1 pseudogene is annotated in these 1369 nt (G+C 26.1%); it reads right to left on the bottom strand.

Going from position 1 to position 1369, the window contains the following annotated elements:
* Window positions 1-551 (bottom strand): annotated as a pseudogene (locus C7U54_RS14395) (hypothetical protein); the annotation flags it as partial.
* Between the last annotated feature and the right edge of the window lie 818 nt (window positions 552-1369).

Genomic DNA, 1369 nt, shown 5'->3' with positions numbered 1-1369 from the left:
GTTGCTGTCCATATTTCTCTTTCCTTAGATTCACAATAAGGTAAATTACAATCAATGAACACATTTTTCTTTACAACTTCCCATCTAAGAGCTTGTCGCCATGCACATCTTAATAATTTTACTACTGATTTTATTGTGTTAGGCGATACATATTGAGGTGCATTTTTTCTTACACCATAATTCACATTTTTAGTTTTAGTCAATTTATTAATATATTGATCGACATTTAATGTTGAAAATGATTGGATTTTTTTATCACCTATAAGTGGATAAACATAGTTATTCAATAAACCTGTATTAGCYTTATAATTATTAAATCCCCAATGYTTTGTACCATATAACTCAACAAATGTTTCTAAAAATTCTCTGATTGTTTGATTACTTGGAGCMAGAAAYACTTGATTATTTACTTCATCTTCWATCTTCTTCTTTTTRAAGATWGCYTCTTCATAGTTTTCACATTGCTCCCATTTTTGTTTTCTTTTTCCATCAAATGAATCAAACCAATAAACAACATAATATTTTCCTTTTCTATTTGTAATTGATGCCATTACTATCTCCTCCTATATCCATATTCTATGGAAAACATTATGTTTTAACCAACGTGCGATTATRAAAAAGACAAGTTYTACTCTTTGAGTATACTTGTCAATTCATTTGATAAACTTGAATTATTTTTTATTAATGAAATCATTTTTGATAAATCTATTTCCTTTTTCTTAGGTACGTTTATATCTTTTAAATTCACACTTCGATAATTTGTACCTATAGGTATTATATTGTTATTATACGATAATCCACTTTTGATATATCCAATTTCAAAATATTCTGAATAATCATAAAATAACGTTCTGTAATAAAAATCTCTAATAGTCATTACCTCTTCCTTATATATAATTCTTTCCTTAGAAAAGAATTCCAACCTGCTCATCTTTACATCCGGTAAATTATTTTCATATTTTAATTTATCAAATTCTTTATTGATAATCCTATCTTCACACGCTTTACCATTAAGCAGTGAAAAAACGAGGTCATTATTTTCATATTCTTCATAGGAAATTTGATATTTTCTACCTTCTACTTTTTTCCATTTTATTAGCATTTTGGCTACATTAATAGGAATATGGATTTTCTTACTATTTTCAATTTTATAAATGACAAGCCTAGTACTACCCTCATCATTTATTTTCGGATCAAATTGCTTAATAATATTTTCTCTATGTTCATTAATGTAGGATATCTTCTTTCTTTTTAATTTTTTATTCACTACAGCATAACAATTATTTTTTTTGATGTTTTTATGACCAATATAAAGGTCATTCCATTTTAAAGCCAAAATTTCATTCATTTTCAAGTCAGTTCCAAAAAA

It is taken from the genome of Faecalibacillus intestinalis, from assembly GCF_003024685.1.
Lineage (GTDB): Bacteria > Bacillota_I > Bacilli_A > Erysipelotrichales > Coprobacillaceae > Faecalibacillus > Faecalibacillus intestinalis.
Note: the sequence above shows the minus strand (reverse complement) of the source record. Positions and strands in the feature narration are given on the sequence as shown.